The 15,793-nt window shown below is 62.0% G+C and carries 14 protein-coding genes and 2 pseudogenes; 5 read left to right on the forward strand and 11 right to left on the reverse strand.

Annotated elements, in window-relative coordinates; genetic code table 11:
- Positions 1-5: 5 nt before the first annotated feature.
- Entirely contained in the window at positions 6-1,106 is a 1,101-nt protein-coding gene (locus AC1Q80_RS17200; RefSeq protein ID WP_492361239.1) for a glycoside hydrolase family 88/105 protein, read from the forward strand.
- A gap of 134 nt (positions 1,107-1,240) precedes the next feature.
- On the opposite strand, the pseudogene AC1Q80_RS17205 reads toward AC1Q80_RS17200, so the two are convergent.
- The 10 genes and pseudogenes from AC1Q80_RS17205 to AC1Q80_RS17250 all read right to left on the reverse strand — a co-directional run.
- Positions 1,241-1,432 (reverse strand): annotated as a pseudogene (locus AC1Q80_RS17205) (ABC transporter ATP-binding protein); the annotation flags it as partial.
- A gap of 163 nt (positions 1,433-1,595) precedes the next feature.
- Positions 1,596-2,117 (reverse strand): annotated as a pseudogene (locus tag AC1Q80_RS17210) (MarR family winged helix-turn-helix transcriptional regulator).
- A gap of 857 nt (positions 2,118-2,974) precedes the next feature.
- Positions 2,975-3,169: a hypothetical protein gene (locus AC1Q80_RS17215; protein ID WP_492361240.1), complete on the reverse strand. Its 195-nt coding sequence runs from the start codon at positions 3,167-3,169 to the stop codon at positions 2,975-2,977.
- Positions 3,170-3,244: 75 nt separating this feature from the next.
- Positions 3,245-3,961: an MgtC/SapB family protein gene (locus AC1Q80_RS17220; protein WP_492361241.1), complete on the reverse strand. Its 717-nt coding sequence runs from the start codon at positions 3,959-3,961 to the stop codon at positions 3,245-3,247.
- Between the two features lie 632 nt (positions 3,962-4,593).
- Positions 4,594-5,610: a LacI family DNA-binding transcriptional regulator gene (locus tag AC1Q80_RS17225; protein ID WP_492361331.1), complete on the reverse strand. Its 1,017-nt coding sequence runs from the start codon at positions 5,608-5,610 to the stop codon at positions 4,594-4,596.
- 123 nt (positions 5,611-5,733) lie between these two features.
- Complete coding sequence (locus tag AC1Q80_RS17230; RefSeq protein WP_492361242.1) at positions 5,734-7,014, reverse strand: D-tagatose-bisphosphate aldolase, class II, non-catalytic subunit; 1,281 nt, start codon at positions 7,012-7,014, stop codon at positions 5,734-5,736.
- 5 nt (positions 7,015-7,019) lie between these two features.
- Entirely contained in the window at positions 7,020-7,961 is a 942-nt protein-coding gene (locus AC1Q80_RS17235) for a tagatose kinase (RefSeq protein WP_492361243.1), read from the reverse strand.
- Positions 7,962-7,980: 19 nt separating this feature from the next.
- A complete protein-coding gene (locus AC1Q80_RS17240; RefSeq protein WP_492361244.1) occupies positions 7,981-8,943 on the reverse strand; it encodes an ABC transporter permease in 963 nt (320 codons plus the stop codon).
- Positions 8,940-10,451, reverse strand: a complete 1,512-nt coding sequence (locus tag AC1Q80_RS17245) for a sugar ABC transporter ATP-binding protein (RefSeq protein ID WP_492361245.1) — start codon at positions 10,449-10,451, stop codon at positions 8,940-8,942. Before AC1Q80_RS17245 ends, AC1Q80_RS17240 begins: the two co-directional genes overlap by 4 nt.
- Positions 10,452-10,611: 160 nt before the next feature.
- Positions 10,612-11,502 carry a substrate-binding domain-containing protein gene (locus AC1Q80_RS17250; protein ID WP_173421675.1) on the reverse strand — a complete coding sequence of 297 codons (891 nt, stop codon included), beginning with the start codon at positions 11,500-11,502 and terminating at the stop codon, positions 10,612-10,614.
- 343 nt (positions 11,503-11,845) lie between these two features.
- On the opposite strand from AC1Q80_RS17250, the gene AC1Q80_RS17255 reads away from it, so the two are divergent.
- The 4 genes from AC1Q80_RS17255 to AC1Q80_RS17270 all read left to right on the forward strand — a co-directional run bounded on the left by AC1Q80_RS17255 (position 11,846) and on the right by AC1Q80_RS17270 (position 13,941).
- Positions 11,846-12,541 carry an RNA polymerase sigma factor gene (locus AC1Q80_RS17255; RefSeq protein WP_492361246.1) on the forward strand — a complete coding sequence of 232 codons (696 nt, stop codon included), beginning with the start codon at positions 11,846-11,848 and terminating at the stop codon, positions 12,539-12,541.
- A gap of 103 nt (positions 12,542-12,644) precedes the next feature.
- Complete coding sequence (locus AC1Q80_RS17260; protein WP_492361247.1) at positions 12,645-13,169, forward strand: DUF4142 domain-containing protein; 525 nt, start codon at positions 12,645-12,647, stop codon at positions 13,167-13,169.
- A gap of 9 nt (positions 13,170-13,178) precedes the next feature.
- Positions 13,179-13,499: a cupredoxin domain-containing protein gene (locus AC1Q80_RS17265; protein WP_492361248.1), complete on the forward strand. Its 321-nt coding sequence runs from the start codon at positions 13,179-13,181 to the stop codon at positions 13,497-13,499.
- Positions 13,500-13,656: 157 nt separating this feature from the next.
- Positions 13,657-13,941 carry an acylphosphatase gene (locus AC1Q80_RS17270; RefSeq protein WP_173421679.1) on the forward strand — a complete coding sequence of 95 codons (285 nt, stop codon included), beginning with the start codon at positions 13,657-13,659 and terminating at the stop codon, positions 13,939-13,941.
- A gap of 266 nt (positions 13,942-14,207) precedes the next feature.
- Here AC1Q80_RS17270 and AC1Q80_RS17275 read toward each other — a convergent pair whose 3' ends face one another.
- Complete coding sequence (locus AC1Q80_RS17275; RefSeq protein ID WP_492361249.1) at positions 14,208-15,650, reverse strand: RtcB family protein; 1,443 nt, start codon at positions 15,648-15,650, stop codon at positions 14,208-14,210.
- Between the last annotated feature and the right edge of the window lie 143 nt (positions 15,651-15,793).

Raw genomic sequence — 15,793 nt, forward strand, 5'->3', positions numbered from 1 at the left:
CGCCCGTGAACCCGACAGACTATTTCGATGAATTCGCCAAGCGCTACACCCGCTACAAGGGGGGTAGCTGGTGTTACGAGGATGGATGCGTCTATCGCGGCCTCATTCACCTCTTCGAGGCGACAGGCGATGCGCGCTGGAAAGCGCATCTGCACCGCCTTGCAGATCCGCAGATCGCAGCCGACGGTGCACTTTCGGGCTACGATCCTCATGAATACAACATCGACCACATTCTTGCCGGACGCTCGCTGTTCGCGCTCGCCAAAGAGGCTGACGATCCGCGCTATCGTTTGGCCGCGGACCGTCTGGCCGGGCAATTGCAAAGCCATCCCCGCATCGCTGCCGGCAACTACTGGCACAAGAAGCGTTATCCGCATCAGGTCTGGCTGGACGGGCTCTACATGGGGCTGCCGTTCCAGATCGAGTACGGCAAATCGACGGGCCGCGCCGGCCTGATCGCCGACGCGCTGCAGCAGTTCTCGACAGCTCTGGCATTAACGGCCACCTCGGGCGGCCTCTACGTCCATGGCTATGACGACAGCCGTCAACAGCGCTGGGCGGACCCGGCGACCGGTCAGTCTCCCGCCGTCTGGGCGCGCGCGGTCGGCTGGCTGGCGATGGCACTGGTCGATTCATTGGTCATGCTGCCGGCCGACGAGGCCACCGCTTCCCTGCGCCAGCGCACCGGCCGTCTTCTAACGGAGATCAAGAGCCGACAGGTGACTTCCACCGGTCTCTGGCCGCAGGTGCTCGACGCGCCGGACCTCGAGGGCAATTACGAGGAGAGCTCAGCCTCGGCCATGTTCGCCTATGCACTCATGCGCGCTGCCCGCCATGGTCTGCTCCAGCCGGATCGGACTGAAGCCCTGGCCGCGGCGGGCAGACAAGCGCTCGATGCCCTTCAGAATACCCGGATCGTTGCGGATGCCGAAGGCATCACTCGTTTCACAACCATCGTCCACGTTGCCGGTCTTGGCGGTTTCGAGGGCAACTATCGCGACGGTTCCCCGGGTTACTATCTCACTGAGCCTGTCGTTGCCGATGACGCCAAAGGTGTTGGTCCGCTGATGATGGCCTATGCCGAAAGGCTGATGGCAGCGTCCTGAAGAATCTCCAGGAAGTGTGTGAAGCGGTTTTCCGCAGCTTGGACGCTGGTGCTTGCAGGGGCTCCTTCCCGCGAACGTGTGTCATTCCGCTCGAATGATGTGCATCCATATCGTAGGGCAGACGTGCGATCCCGTCAGATCGGACCGTCGACGATGACCAAAGCGCGGCCCTGCGAGCAAGTCTCGATGCGGGCGTTGAGCTGGTAGATGTCCCGCAGCATCGGGGCCGCGATGACGCTTGCAACCATGGTGCCGTTGGCAATGACAATGGTGTTTTCGCAATAGCGCAGGGCATGGTTGAGGTCGTGAAGCGCGATCTTGCAAATATGATGATTGCAGACACTGCCGGCGAAGGGCGCTTGCCGCGAAGCCAAGCAGGGCCGCCGTGGCCGCAGACCGTTGGCGGCGTACGAACGTCGATGAAGCGCGCTTTCGGACGTTGGGTTCCGCAATGCGACCGACGGTTGGCGCCAGCCAGTTGCATGCTGCTCACGACACATAGGGCAGGGCTCTCTTTTCAGGGGCCGACCTGCGTGCGCTCGGCATTCCTGCCATGTGTGTCCGCGCGGCGACGCCGGGAGTTGCCTTGCTCAAGGTCCGAGGGAGGGATCTTCGTTTCTGGAGGTTGATGAGAAGCTCTATAAGGCGCGGCGCCATGTCACGGATCTCGGTCAGGTGAATGGTGCTCAATCGCTTGAGCACCATTCACAGCTTGGCTGGTGAGCGCGAGCGTCTGGCGGCGCCTGTCGGAAGGGTCGGGTTGGCGTGTGACATAGCTGCTGCCACCAGCCGCTCGACAAGTTCGGGTGCGGTGTGCGGTGCGATGAACAAGCGCTCCGCCAGAAGCCCTACTGTCATGGCAGCGTCGCCGCGATAGCCTTTGATTGCCAGAAGCGCCTGGTGTTGCTGACTGAGCAGCCCTTCGTATTGGGCCGCCGACGTCGAAAAATCTGAGAAGGGGCGCAGGATGTAGCGCAGGTTGGCAAGCGCCTCATAGTCGGCGTCTGTGATCTCACGACTCGGTCGATTTCTTGCCTCACCCGTTCAGGACTAAGATCAACTCCCTTGATGGAGAATGAAACAATGCCATCTCCAATGGCCGCTCGTGGATTGTTGAAATTGCGCGTCGTCGGCTGGATATCAAATCCAAGCCTGTTGCCGGTAAAGGGGATCTCAACGTCCACGGACGTGCCAGTGATGCAGTAAGGCCGGGACCGGTCGCTTATCCATCTATCGGGATCACGGCTCACATCGATTTGGGTCTCACGTTGATCGACCACTAGATCGTCAGAGTATATCTGACGGTACGTCAAAGGCAATTTCGCTCGCATAATATCGTGCTAAATCAGTGGTCGACGTATCTAGTCATTCGTCGCCACTTTTGGGCGCAGCATTCCGATAACTGCGCATTTGTAAACAACCCCAAACATAATACTCGGTAAGAGTGTGTCCTAACGTATTGGCTATCGACTTTGCTTGAAGAAATCGAGTTGCGCACAGGAATATTAGGAAGTCGATATCTCCTGCGCATCGACTAAGGGATGCCCGCTGGGCCTCAGGGGGGTCTCACCTGCCAGATGAGACCCCTGAAGACGGATAGGCTGCGTGAGAGTCGTGTCTCCAGACAGCACACGAAATCTGGGACAGACCGGCGTCATTGCACGTCCTGATCGGGATATCGACAGCGCATCGCCGAGCCCGTTGTTGCTCGCTGTTTTCGCGGCGTCGTTTTGCAAACGGGTTCTGTGTTCGTATCCCATCAAGGCGAGGGATTGATAGTCAGCTCTGCGGCCGAGCGGACGGGCAACTCAGAGAGATAGATGCCGCATAGCTGGTGTTGAAAGCTGCAGTCCTGAGATTTGCTGATACTACGCGGCCAATTGCCCGTAGCGTTCGAGGAGACGCATCAAGACCCCGTTGGCATGGGTAAAATTAGCGTGCTGATCCTGGAGATGGTGTGTCCATTTCTCGCCGTGAAAGAGGTTGTTGCCGAAGCGCCAGACGATGATCAGCACGGTGAGCAGCCAATCACGTGGATCGTTGTCGCTGCCATCGAGAACCAATTAGACAACAGCCGGTTTGGTCGTCACGCCGGTCCTCGGCAAGCTTTACTCCGGCGAGTAAACGGCCCGCAGATGCTATTCGGGCGCGGTCGTCGATGTCCACTTGCCGGACAGGACGAGCGGCGACAGGCTGAGATCGCCGACGACCTGCTCGACCAGTTGGTTCTGCTCCCTCGCGGTGTAGACGACGGCTTCGACTGCGATAATGCCGCCCTCGCTCGCAGAGTGACTTTCAAGTGCCCGGAGACGCAGCTTTCGCGCCTCCATCGCCTGCAGCAGGGCTGAGCGCACGACGGCCTCTTCCTTAGCCAGGCATTTCAGCTCGATCATGTAATAACGCTCGACGGCTTCCTTCTCTGGCGCGTGCCGCTCGATCAGCGCGCCGATGCGGGGCATGGTGAGGTTGATCAGGAGAACAAACGCGCAGGCCTCCGACGCCGCAAGCAAATAGCCATAGCCGGCCAGCACGCCGACGGCACCGGTAGACCAGACCGTCGCCGCTCCGCTCAAGCCCCGAACGCTCAGCCCATCACGCATGATAAGGCCGGCCCCGAGAAAGCCGATCCCGGTCACCACCTGCCCGCCCATGCGCACATCCGTGCCGCCGTCAATCAGCATGCCAAGCGAGGTGAAGGCCGCAGCACCCAGCGAAACCAGCGCATGAGTGGTGAGGCCCGTGTACCGCTGTCGCCACTGACGCTCCAGCCCGATCACCATTCCAAGGAAGGCCGCGATGGCGAGATTGGACGTGATCGACAGTTCGTTCAGGAGGGTTGATTCAAAAGACGACATCCGCATTTCCTGTTCAGCATGCGCGACAAGGAGAGCCTGAAGGGGCCTGAGCGATTGCTGGCGCGGGTCGATTTAACCGGCTTGCCACCGGACGTGCAAGCGGCTTGCATCCGTGAGCCTTAACGCTCGACACCGAGGATGGGAGCTGCTCAGCGAGGCAACGGCCGCTCGGTGCTGCTGCATAATTCCTCAAACCGGGATCGGTCGTTTTTGGGGACACCCAGGTCAATGGCCAATCCCCCTTGAGGCACCCTTCAGGGGGAGCTGTCACGCGAGTGATAGAGGACACGGCGACAGTCGGACCCGATAACTGCCTGAGCTGCGGGGGCTGCGTCCCAAATTGTATTTCCAAGTCCAAACAGTTCGATGCTTTGGATCAGTCGCCGATGTCGAGAGGCTGGCTTGCGCTAGAGCGTCGTGCGTTTAATGGTTCCGGCATTCGGCTCTATTGAAGGCAGATAGGCCGAGAGCTTGCCGCTACCCGCCGCGACTGGCCGCTGTCCACCATCGACACAACACGCCCGCGAATATCCAAAGAATGAAACTTACCCATGATTCACCTCCATCTGAAGTGAAACACAAATCGAAACAAACGGACTCCGATAGACGAGTCGGTTTAATCGAACGGGGCTCTAGGCCGAGCCGCGCAGCATGATCTCGGCACTGAGCAAGATGCGCTCGTCCGCGGGGAAGGCCTGGTCGGCATTTTCCGTTTCGCCGAGCTTGTAGAGCAGAAGCTCGATCGCCAGCCGGCCGATCTCGTTGTAGTTCTGCGCCACCGTCGTCAGCGGTGGACAGGTATAGCGCGACAGCGGGTGGTCGTCGTGGCCGGCGACGCGCAGGTCGCTGTCGGCTTCCCGGCCGACCTTGATGCCCGACTGGAAGGCGGCCGCGATCACGCCGAAGGCGACGCGGTCGTTGGCGCACAGCACCGTCTTTGTCGGAAAACCGCCTTCGCCGAGAATGCGTAGCGTTTCGTCATAGCCGAATTTTTCGAAATCCCACGAGGCATTCGGCGCGGTCGGGACGATGGCGGCATCCATCTTCAACTGCTGCATCGCCTCCTGATAGGCGTGTTGGCGGGCGAGCGCGTTGTTGTTGACCGGCGGCATGCCGAAGTAGCAGGGCGGTTCCCCGGACCGGCAGAGATAGTCGACCATCAGCTTGAAGCTCTGCCGGTTGTCGGTGCCGACGAACGAGGAACTGCCGTCGAGCGGTGAGTCGACATAGACAAGCGGGATGCTCTCGCCGAGCGAGGTGAGCTTCTGGTGATGAGACTGGACGCCGAGCGGGGCGATGATCGCGCCGGCGACGTTCATCGACTTGAAGGTCTCGATGGCGCGCTCTTCCATCTCCGGCTTGCCATCCGAAGACAGCACGAAAGCGAGAAAGCCCGCCTGGTTGGCGATATGCTCGATCCGCCGTGTCAGCGCCATGTAGAATGGGTCGGTGGAGTTGGGAACGATGACGCCAAGAATATTGGTTCGCCGCCGGTTGAGATTGACGGCGAAGATGTTCGGCCGGAAGCCCGATTGCTTGATCGCGGCCTCGATGGCGTCGCGGGTCTTCTTGCGAACCGAAGATGGATCGTTGAAGTATTTGGAGACTGTGGGGCGCGACAAACCGACGAACTCCGAAAAATCCTCCATCGTCTTGATTTGTCTGTCCACGGTCGAAGCGCCCCCATTCTTCTTTTGGGTTTCGTTTATAGATTTATTTCCGAGGGATAGGCAGTGTCGACTGCGAAATATTCACGGAATGAACGGCCGCCTCTATCCTTTGCAGGCAGCGAAGTAATCCTCCAGAACCGTATCGACGGCGGCAATCGCCAGTGCCTTTGCTTGCGGCGCCACCTGGCCGTCTCGCACCCGCTCGTAACTTCCCGAGAGATACTGGCTGATCAGCGTTTCGGGGATGGTGACGCCGTCGAGCAGCCGGAGCAGCTCTTCGACCGCCGTCGCGACTTTCGGATGCGGCCAGTAGTAGCGGATGCGGTCGCTGTAGGAGAAATGGCGCTGAAGCCGCAGCGCTTCGGGCGAGCCGTGATAATACTTGCCCCAGTTGGCCGGCTCCTCGCGCATGACCTCCTCGGTGATTTCAGCAAGGCTCTTCGAGCGAGCATCGGGAAACAGGAACGCGGCGATCTGGTCGAGGCCATAAAGCGCTTCGCGCAGCGCGAAGGTGAGGCCGGGGCCGACCTTGAGGATGGCGAAGCCATCGGACACCAGATCGCGAAGTGCGTCCTGGGTCTGGTAGTCGGTGGAATGCGCCTCGAAGACGAGGCCATCGAGCTTCGTCAGGCTCTGGCTCAACGCGGCGGCCTTCTGGCGGTCGTAGGGAATGACGTTTTCGTTGCCGAATTCGACGCCCGGCTGAACGACGGCGCCCACTACGCGTGAAAAGGCTTCACCTGCGCCGGCTTCGCTGAAGGCCCTACGATGAATGTCGACGGTCTCGACGGCTGCCTCCGGTGCAGTGACTTCAAGCGTATCCAGTTCCTCGAGCGCGCCGCCGGGGACCGGAACTTCGGTGCCGATGATGTAGACCGGAGCGGTTCCGTCGCGTCCTCGGATCGCATCTTCGGCGGCAGCGGCAAGCCGTGCCGCACGCGTCGCGGTCGTCGCATCGGGAAGGGCGACCGGCTCGCCGGCGCAGCCCATGCTGGTGTCGAGATGCAGCTTGGTGAAGCCGGCCTGAGCATAGGCGCGGATCATCGCTTCGGCCTTCGCCATCGCCTCAACCGCCGGCAGGTTCTTCCACGGGTTGGGACCGAGATGGTCGCCGCCGAGGATGATGTTTTCGATCGGGAACCCGGTCTTTGCGGCGATCTCGCCGACGAAGCCGGTGAAGTCGGCGGGCGTCATGCCTGTGTAGCCGCCCTCCTGGTTGACCTGGTTGCAGGTTGCCTCGATCAGGAGATGCGTGCCTTCCTTCAGCCCCCGCAGCATAGCTGCTTCAATCACGAGTGGATGGGCAGAGCAGATGGAAGGAATGCCGCGAAGGCCCGGACGGTCGCGCCATTGGGCAATGTCGATCAGATAGTTCGGCTTCATGGATTTCAGTCCTTTCGCGCGCTGATGAAGGCTTCGAGTTCCGCTCTCGTCGATGCACCTTCCATCGGTCCGGAGATCATCACGGCGCGCGCGCCGGACGCGTTGGCGAATTCGAGCGCTTCGCCGGGGGCGGCGCCGTTCAGCCAGGAGGTGACGAAGGTGGCGCCGAAGCAGTCGCCCGCGCCGGTCGGATCGACCTCTTCGACGGCGAAGCCGGGCAGGGTGAGCGTTCCGTCCGCGTCGAAGTAGCTGGCGCCCTCGGCGCCGCGCTTGACGACGACGACCTTGATCCCTGAACCAAGGAGTTCGGCGATGGCGTCCGCCTCGGTTTTGGCTTCGGTGAAGAGGAAGAGCTCGGCGCCGCTCGGCAGGAAGACGTCGGTCTTCGCAAGCACCGTCCGCAACGCCTCGCGCATTCCAGGGCTTTCGAGGATTTCTGCCCGCAGATTGGGGTCGAAGGACACCGTGCCGCCAGCGGCCTTGACGATGTCGATCGCCGCCAGAATGCTTGCGACCACGCTCGGCGCGTAGAGCGACGACCCCATCACATGCAGATGGCTGCAGTTTTGAACGAGCGCGGTCGTCGTGTCATCGAGGCGGATGGTGCCGCAGGCGCTGTCGCGGATGTTGAAGACGAAGGCCCGGCTTCCGTCTTCGCGATAGCGAACGAAGGCGCTGCCGGTGGTGGCAAGCGGATCGACGGCGATGCCGGAGATATCGACGCCGTCGGCCTCGAGCCGCGCCAGGTTGACGTGACCGAAATCGTCGCCGCCGACACGCGAGATGATCGCGCTCGCCTGGCCGAGCTTGCCGACCTGGTCGATGAAGATGGCAGGCGCGCCGGAGGGGAAGGGGCCGACCAGCGGTGTTGCCTGGCGGAAGCCGTCGCCCTTTTCGGTGGCGATGATCTCGACGAGGATTTCGCCGATCGTCAGTATCTTGTGCATGTGTGTCACTCGTATCGGGTCAGCGCTTTGCCTGCTTGGCACGAACGTCGAGCCAAACCGCGATCAGGATCACCAGGCCCTTGACGATGAGCTGGTAGAAATAGGGGACGGACAGCATGTTCATGCCGTTGTTCATCACGCCGATGATGAGCGCGCCGATCAGCGTGCCGACCATGGTGCCGACACCGCCGGCAAGCGACGTTCCGCCGAGAACGGCAGCGGCGATCGCGTCGAGCTCGTAGCTCATGCCGGCATTGGTCTGGGCGGAGAAGAGCCGAGAGGAGAGAAGAACGCCGCTGATCGCCGCCATCACGCCCGAGATCATGAAGATGATGATCTTCAGGCGATCGACCTTGATGCCCGAATAGATGGCCGCCTCGCGGTTGCCGCCGGTGAGATAGGCACGGCGCCCGAAGCTGGTCTTGCTGAGCACGATCTGGTTGATGACGAAGAGAACGGCAACGACCCAGATGATGATCGGCAGGCCGAGGACGCTTTCCGTGCCGATGGCAGTCCATGTCGAATTGTCGATCATCGCCGGCGCGCCGTTGGTCGGCAGGCTGACGAGGCCGCGATAGATGCCCATGGTGGCGACGGTGACGATGAAACTCGGTAGCAGCAGCTTTGCCGTCAACACGCCGTTGAGCATGCCCATCAGCGCGCCGGCCACAATCGTCACGGCGAGCGCCGTGCCGAAGCCGAGGCCGAAGGCGAAACATTGCGCCCCGACCATGCCGGCAACCGCAATGATCGAGCCGACCGACAGGTCGATCTCGCCGAGCAGGATCACCCAGGTCATGCCGAAGGCGGCGATCGCGATCACGGCCACCTGCTGCAGGATGTTCATGAAGTTGACGACCGACATGAACCGCGGATTGAGGAAGGAGAAGATGACGCAGAGCATCACCAGCGAGAGAAGGATGCCGCCATATTGCTTCAACGCCCTGACGAAGGCGGCCTGGGCTGCAGTTTGCTGGGTCATGATTGGAAACCTGTTGCGTGCGCCATGATCGTTTCGGGATTGAGGTCGGTGCCGGCGAGGGTCGCGCCGAGCACGCCCTCATGCATGACGACGACGCGGTCGCTCATTCCAAGCACTTCCGGCAGCTCGGAGGAGATCAGCAGGATCGCCGTCCCTTCGGCCGCCAACTGGCGGATGATCTTGTAGATTTCGAATTTCGCGCCGACATCGACGCCGCGGGTCGGCTCGTCGAGGATGAGCACCTTCGGCCGGGTCAGGAGCCATTTGGCGAGCACGATCTTCTGCTGGTTGCCGCCGCTCAAGGCGCCGGCCGGCGTGTCGAGTGAGTGGGTCTTGATCGCAAGCCGGCCGACTTCGGCGGCCGCCGCCTTGCGCTCGGCACCACCGCGGGTAAAGCCGAAAGGGCCGGTGAAATCGGGAAGGGCGGCCATGGAGATGTTCCACCCGACGCTGTGTGCCAGCACCAGGCCCTCTTCCTTGCGGTTCTCGGTGACGAAACCGATGCCGCGGGCGATCGCTTCGGCCGGTGAACGGAAGCGGACGTCCTTGCCATCGAGCCGCACGGCGCCGTCGGCATTCTTCATGCCGAACAGCGCATTCATGACTTCCGACCGGCCGGAGCCGACGAGGCCGAAAAAGCCGAGGATTTCGCCTGGGCCAACTTCGAAGGAAATGTCGGCGAATTCGCCCTCGCGCTTCAGGCCCTCGACTGCCAGCACCGGCGCACTCTGCGTCGAGCGATCATGGGTCGGTGGCGGATAGATCTCCTCCATTCGCCGTCCGACCATCAGCGCGATCAGCGCCTCGATGGTGACGTCGTTGCGATCATGGGTGGAGACATACTCGCCATCGCGGATGACCGTGATGTCGTCGCTGAGCCGCATGATTTCTTCCATGCGGTGGGAAATGTAGATGACGGCGACGCCACGGCTTTTCAGCCGGCCGATGATCTCGAAAAGGATCTCGGCTTCGCTGTCGCTGAGCGACGAGGTCGGCTCGTCGAGAATGACGACCTTTGCGTCGTGGCTGAGGCCCTTGGCGATCTCGACCAGTTGCCGCTGGGCAATCGAAAGATTGCCGACCTTCTCTGTCACATCCACAGGCAGGCCGAGCTCGGCGACGATGGCCTTGGCTCTTGCAACAAGCGCCTTGTCGTTGATGAAGCCAAACCGGCGCGGCTCGCGCGTCGCCAAAATGTTTTCCGCCACCGTCAGGTTGTTGCAGAGGCTCAGTTCCTGAAAGACGATCGCAAGGCCGAGGGCCGAGGCCTGCTGCGGGTTGGCGGGGCGATAGGGCTGGTCGTCGAGAAAAATCTCGCCCGAGGTCGCGCTGTGCACGCCGGCAAGGATTTTCATCAGTGTCGATTTGCCCGCGCCGTTTTCGCCGAGCAGCGTGTGCACGCGGCCGCGGCGGACATCGAGCCGCATGCTTTTCAGCGCCGCAACCTGCCCGAAGGATTTCGTGACGTTGCTGATCTTGAGAACGGTGTCCGTGGTCGAACCATGCATGGCGGCCTCCTTGGATCGCGCCGAGAAGCGTTTCCGGCGTCACGGCGCAGACATGCACGCTGTAACACTCTGAATTGCTGCATGTTTTTGCGCAGCAAGCCGGAAACGTTCGTCGTATCGGTGCCGCCGCCCTTGGGGCGGCGGCTGTCCTTGGGAGGACTTACTTCGCGGTGTAGACGCCAGGCACGATCGGCTGTTCGGCCGGAACCTGTTCGCCGGCGGCAACCTTGACGGCGGTATCGACCGCCTGCTTGCCCATCTGGTCCGGGAACTGCTGGATCACGCCGACCATGACGGGGTTGGTATCAACCGCGTCGCGGGCTTCCTTCATGCCGTCGAAACCGATGACCTTGACCTGGGTTTCCAGGCCCGCCGCCTTGACGGCGACGGCAGCGGCGAGTGCTGCGTCATCGCCAAAGCCGAAGATGCCGGTGATGTCGGGGTTCGCCTGCAGCATGTTCTGTGCTGCGGCCAGCGCCTCGGCGCGGGTGATGCCGGTCTGGATGGCGACGATTTCCATGTCGGGATGCTTGGCGATCGCTTCCTTGAAGCCGTTGACGCGGTTCACCACCGACTGGACCGTCGGGTAATCGATGACGGCGACCTTGCCCTTGTTGTCGAGGACCTTTGCCATCAGTTCTCCGGCCTTGACGCCGCCGGTGAAGTTGTCGGTGCCGATATGCGAGGTGACGGTCGCTCCGTTTGCCGGAACGTCGACGGTGATCACCTTGATGCCGGCCTTCTCGGCCTTTTCAATCGCGGCCCGCACGCCCTGGCTATCGACCGGCGAGATGACGATGACGTCGACACCCTTGACGATGAAGTCTTCGACGTCGGCGAGCTGCTTGTTGAGATCCTGGTTGGCGATCGCAACTTCGAGCGCGACGTTCTTTTCCTTGGCTTCGGCTTTCATCGCGTCGGCAAGCTCGATGTAGAACGGGTGCTGCTGGGTCAGAAGCGAGGCGCCGATGCCTTCGGCCGATGCGGCCGATGCAATCAGGGTCAGTGCCGTGCCGGCGACAAGCGCCTTCAGAATACGAGGCATGTTCATGGGTTTCCTCCCTGGAAACGACGTGGGCCTTTGGTCTTGGCGGCCAAGCAGGAGGGCCCTCCCATCACCGTCTTGGCGATGGTGTAAAAACCATAAAACTTTGCGCGCGTCAATTTTTAAAAATACACGATGGAATTATTAACAGGGTAGCGCGAGAAAGTATGTCGCCTCCCGCGTGAGTGGTCGACACCGAGTTAAGTGGTCAGACAGTGGAACTGGAACCGGCCGGAAGGGCGCAAACGCTCTCCCGCAGAACGTTCCAAGGCGAGGGGCGTTGCCTGCCGCTGAAAAATGCGGGAACCTTTGGCGGAACCGTGCATCGAATGCTGCGGGAGGCTCGTTCATGGCACGCACTCGAACACACACGCTTGCGATCACGCATCCGGCTGCGGATGTGGAACTGGCACAAAGGGCGCATTCCGGGGACGGGCAGGCGTTCCTGTCGATCATGCAGGCTCACAACCAACGCCTTTATCGTATTGCCAGGGGTGTCGTGCGAAACGACAGTGAGGCGGAAGATGTCGTGCAGGAGGCTTATGTGCGTGCCTATGCGCATCTCGGCAGTTTTCGCGGCGGCTCGTCGCTTGGCACCTGGTTGTCACGCATCGTCATCAACGAGGCGCTTGGCCGGCTGCGGCGAGGGCGCCGCAAGGCCGAGATGCTGGGGTCAATCGGCAGCGGGCAAGACGCGACGATTATCCAGTTCCCCGTGCCGGCGGGCGTCGACGACCCCGAGCGTACGATGGCGCAGCGACAGATCCTGCATCTGGTCGAGCGCGCAACCGACAACCTGCCCGACATCTACAGGACCGTTTTCGTTGCGCGGGTGATCGAGGGATTGAGCATGGAGGAGACGGCCGATCTTCTTGGTTTGCGTCCCGAAACGGTCAAGACCCGGCTGCATCGGGCAAGGCACCTCGTACGCAAGCAGTTGCATGAACAGATCGGCCCGGTCTTGCTCGACGCATTCCCCTTTGCCGGGCGTCGCTGCGCGCGGCTGACCGCTGCCGTCATGGAGCGCCTCGGCCTTTCTATTTGATCTTCGGGCCATCTGAGCTGCGGGAACCTTTGCGGGCAGGCGACATCCAATGGGTGTCAAATGCAAACAGCTTCCGCGCCCTGCGTGGAATGAGGAGGTTACCATGAACATTCGGCCCATGACTGCGCTTGCCACGCTTTGCCTGCTCGCCCTTGCGCCTCATGCACAGACAGCGGACAAGCCGAGCGATCCGCAGATCGCCCACATCGCCTATACGGCCGGCGTGATCGACGTGGAAAATGCCAAACTCGCGATCTCGAAGTCCGGCAACAAGGAGGTCGTCTCCTTTGCCGAGGACATGGTCCGCGACCATGAGGCGGTGAATACGCAGGCGCTCGACCTCGTCAAGAAGCTCAAGGTGACGCCTGAAGATAACGATACAAGCAAGGCGCTCTCAAAGGCGGCCGACGACGAGCGCGCCAAGCTCGCCAAGCTCGACGGCGCCAGTTTCGACAAGGCCTATGTCCACAACGAAGTCGCCTACCACAAGCAGGTGAACGGCGCGCTTACGACCCTGCTCATTCCCTCGGCCAACAATGCCGAGCTCAAGGCGCTGCTTGAAACCGGCCTGAAGATTTTTCAGGGCCATCAGCAGCATGCCGAACATGTCGCCGCCACGCTGAAGTAGGACGCGGCCATGCGATCCGTCCTTTATCTCATCGCCATTGCCGGGCTCGTGCTCGGCAATGGCGTCGCGGATGCAGAGGCCAGAACAATCCGCGTGACCATCGAAAAGATGGCGTTCGTCCCGGCGGAAATCGAGGCTCGGGTGGGCGATACGATCGAGTGGGTCAACAAGGACATTCTCGTCCATACCGCGACCGTGAAGGGTGGATGGGATGTCTTGATCCCGGCGAAAGGCAAGGCAAGCCTCGCCATGCCGGAGGCAGGGCAGGTGGATTATTATTGCCGCTTTCATCCCAACATGAAGGGCCGCCTGTCGGTGGCAGCGCCATAGGCAATGCCCTGCAAAAAATGCGAAGTCCGCTGGCCGCCCGGAAAAGCGCCAAAACCCTCCGGGGGAAACGCTCTAGCGCCGACGTGCATGGTGCCTTGTGGCTTGCCTTTGTTCGTCTTCGCTCCAGTTTCCTTCTGTAGCGAAAGCAGGTGCGATCATGATCAGAGAGCGCAAGGCGATGTTGGTTCGTGTCAGCGGAAGGGTGCAGGGCGTCAGCTTCCGCATCTGGACCCGCCGGGAAGCCGAACGCCTTGGTGTGACCGGCTGGGTGCGCAACGAGCGCGACGGGTCGGTGGCAGCGATGATCGTCGGTTCCGACGCTGCCCTTGCAAACATGGTCGAACGGCTCTGGATCGGGCCGGCAGCAGCCTCCGTCGTCAGTGTCGAAACCGAGCCGGTGGCCCTGCCCGATCCGGTTCAGGGGTTCCAGATTACTGGCTAGGGTACGTGCGCCGCCCCTTTCGGTTGAAGCGACGCACGCACGAACCAAATCGCGGCTATCCGGCGACATTCGCAAATGGGTTTATAGCTGCCGGATCGCCAGACGCCGTCGGTCTTGTTCAAGGCGTCACCAGATTGCTGCCGGCGCAGGTTGCCATCGGCCGCCGTCGTATGGTGCCGGCGAAGTGGCCCGGAAAATCCAGGAAAAACGTGTGAAAATGCCGGGGAAGCATTCTGCTCCCCCGGCATTTCGGTTCTCGGACAGGCCTAGCCTTTGACTGTCAGGACCGGCCTGATGCGGGCAACGCGGCCGACAAGGCCGGTTGCCACCATTGGATCGACAACCTGGTCGATCGGCCGGTAGGCGGCCGGGGCTTCTTCCTTGAGCCGGCCCTGGAGTTCGGCGAGGATGTCCGGCCGGCTGCGGATAGCCGGGCTCGCGGTGTCGACCGGGCCGATGACGCGCAGACCGCCAAGCGTCGTTGTCGCTCCACGGGCCTCCTGGCGGGACAGCCGTCGCCCGGCGCCATGGGCCGAGGACTCCATGCCGTCAGCTTCGCCCAGCCCGCGTAACAACCAGGTGCCATCGCCCATCGAGCCCGGCAGGATCACCGGTTCGCCGGTCCACTCGTAGGGTGACCCCTTGAGCGCGCCCGGACCGCGTGCCGGGCAGGCGCCCTTGCGGTGTCGAACGGTGTTGCCGGTCTGCCACACGGTGTTGTGTGGCGCGTCGTAGACCAGCCGGTGTGCAACCGGCCGGCCGATCGTTCGCGTGAGCGCTTCCACCGCCGCCAGGCCAATCAGGAAGCGATTGACGAAGGCGGCATTCGCAGCATTGGCATGGCCGTTCATGTACCGCCGATAGTGGTCGGCGTGACGGGCCTCGGAAACGATCCGGTCGTCAAGCTCCGCCGCACCGTTTTGACGCGCCCGCTCTCTCGCCGCCGTCCCGATCCGCTGGCCGAAGTCGAGCGAGCCCGAATGCACGACGATGACCACGCTTTCCGGCTTCACCCCGGCGATACGGGCAAAACCGCCGTCGACGATGCGCTCGACCACGCCGAACTCGACGAAGTGATTGCCGCCGCCGATGGTGCCGAGAATGGCGTCATGCCGGTGCCGGTCATCGGGTGCCGCATAGTCGGCAAAGTCCGGATCGATGCCATCCGAGCGGAAGCAGCCGTCGTCGGACATGCGCGCGACATCCGCCCAGGCTGATGCCAGATCGAGGCGGGCGAGCAGCCCCTGACGCTTGCCGGCCAGGCTTTCGAGCAGGCCCGGTACGCCGTCCCTGAGGGCTGCGTGACGATCCCTGCCGGTCAGGGCGATATCGCGCCCTCCCTGGAAGAAGACATGCCGCAGCTGTCCCTCCAGGCCAGGCCCGAGCTCGTCCTCGCGGATGTCGTCGAGCACGATCATGCGCATGCCGCAGCCGATATCGTTGCCGATCAGATGCGGAAGGACGGCATTCTCGATGTCGGCGACCAGCCCGACCGGAACCGGCTTGCCCGGATGGAAATCCGGGGTCGTGACGATGCGTCCGGCGACCGCACCACGGATCGCCAGTGCTTCCGGCGATGGAAGGGCCGAGGCGAGATCGTTAAGTGCGCGCGCGCGTTGATGCTCAGGCTCGTCGATCGCGACGACGGACCTGATCGCATGCCCGGAGACGACATCGTTCCGGACGATAGGATTATGTTGGTTGGACATTTGGATTCTCCGTTGCCTTGGGGTCAGCAGCCGCGGCAATACGGATTGGCGCACTCACTAGTTGAAAGTGGGCCGGCAGTCAATCCTGCGGCCGACATGGGCCGGCAGCACGGTCAAGCCGCTCAAGGCTTTCAGCCCCGGAC

This window comes from Ensifer sp. GW823-FHT05D09 (assembly GCF_058795755.1).

Bases quoted from the DNA above. Each gene is read 5' to 3' on its own strand.
- AC1Q80_RS17220 (WP_492361241.1), bottom strand. From the start codon at position 3,961: ATGTCGTCTTTTGAATCAACCCTCCTGAACGAACTGTCGATCACGTCC.
- AC1Q80_RS17225 (WP_492361331.1), bottom strand. From the start codon at position 5,610: ATGGAGGATTTTTCGGAGTTCGTCGGTTTGTCGCGCCCCACAGTCTCC.
- AC1Q80_RS17230 (WP_492361242.1), bottom strand. From the start codon at position 7,014: ATGAAGCCGAACTATCTGATCGACATTGCCCAATGGCGCGACCGTCCG.
- AC1Q80_RS17235 (WP_492361243.1), bottom strand. From the start codon at position 7,961: ATGCACAAGATACTGACGATCGGCGAAATCCTCGTCGAGATCATCGCC.
- AC1Q80_RS17240 (WP_492361244.1), bottom strand. From the start codon at position 8,943: ATGACCCAGCAAACTGCAGCCCAGGCCGCCTTCGTCAGGGCGTTGAAG.
- AC1Q80_RS17245 (WP_492361245.1), bottom strand. From the start codon at position 10,451: ATGCATGGTTCGACCACGGACACCGTTCTCAAGATCAGCAACGTCACG.
- AC1Q80_RS17250 (WP_173421675.1), bottom strand. From the start codon at position 11,502: ATGAACATGCCTCGTATTCTGAAGGCGCTTGTCGCCGGCACGGCACTG.
- AC1Q80_RS17255 (WP_492361246.1), top strand. From the start codon at position 11,846: ATGGCACGCACTCGAACACACACGCTTGCGATCACGCATCCGGCTGCG.
- AC1Q80_RS17260 (WP_492361247.1), top strand. From the start codon at position 12,645: ATGAACATTCGGCCCATGACTGCGCTTGCCACGCTTTGCCTGCTCGCC.
- AC1Q80_RS17265 (WP_492361248.1), top strand. From the start codon at position 13,179: ATGCGATCCGTCCTTTATCTCATCGCCATTGCCGGGCTCGTGCTCGGC.
- AC1Q80_RS17270 (WP_173421679.1), top strand. From the start codon at position 13,657: ATGATCAGAGAGCGCAAGGCGATGTTGGTTCGTGTCAGCGGAAGGGTG.
- AC1Q80_RS17275 (WP_492361249.1), bottom strand. From the start codon at position 15,650: ATGTCCAACCAACATAATCCTATCGTCCGGAACGATGTCGTCTCCGGG.